We start from the raw sequence: 844 nt of genomic DNA on the forward strand, positions 1-844 counted from the left end.
TGACCTCCTCATTCCTGCTGAAACCATGCGCGAACAGACCATCGCAATGTACTGCTTCCTCGACGATTTGCTCACCCGGACCCGCCCCGTTTGGGCGCGTCCGGCCGACCCGCGCCGGCGCTTATCCGATGCCGAGGTGCTGACCACAGCCCTGGTGGCGGCCCGCTACTTTGGCGGCAATCTGGCCCTGGGCCGGCACTACATGCAGCAGCACTGGGGAATGAAGTCCCTGGATAAGAGTGGCTTTACACGACACCTGCACCGCCTGTCTGAGACCCTGCTGGGCCTGTTCGCTACCTTCGGTCAGGCGCTCAAGGCCTTGCATACCGAGGCCCGCTACGTCATTGACTCTTTTCCCGTGGCCGTGTGCCACAACATGCGCATCGGCCGCTCCAAGTTGCTGGGCCCCGAAGCATACCGGGGGCGTTGCGCGAGCAAGCGGAGTTGGTTTTATGGTTTCAAGGTCCAGGTTGTGGCCACCACCGACGGCATTGCGGTAGACTTTTATGTCCACGCCGGCTCGGAAGCCGACATCAGCGGCCTGCGGGCCTTGGCTCCGGACCTGCCCGAAGGCAGCGTGCTCTACACCGATGCCGGCTATACGGACTACGCGTGGGAGGAGCTTTTCGCCGAAGCCACCGGCAACCGCCAGCAGACCGCCCGTAAGGGCAACAGCACCCGGCCCCATGCACCGCACGAAACCTATTTGCTCCAACACTTTCGCAAAACCATCGAAACGGCCTTCAGCCAACTCACCGCCCGCTTTCCCAAACAAATTCATGCGGTCACGGCCCAGGGATTTGTCCTCAAAATCGCGCTGTTCATTTTCGTCCACGCCCTCGAC

Annotated in this window: 1 protein-coding gene; it reads left to right on the forward strand. The window is 61.8% G+C overall.

Annotated features, from left to right (window positions below; genetic code table 11):
• Window positions 1-25 precede the first annotated feature (25 nt).
• The coding region (locus tag BEN47_RS01695) for an IS982 family transposase (RefSeq protein WP_083322009.1) at window positions 26-844 on the forward strand (819 nt) is incomplete at its 3' end.

The sequence above is a fragment of the Hymenobacter lapidarius genome, from assembly GCF_001816145.1.
In the GTDB taxonomy this organism is placed as follows: Bacteria; Bacteroidota; Bacteroidia; order Cytophagales; family Hymenobacteraceae; genus Hymenobacter; species Hymenobacter lapidarius.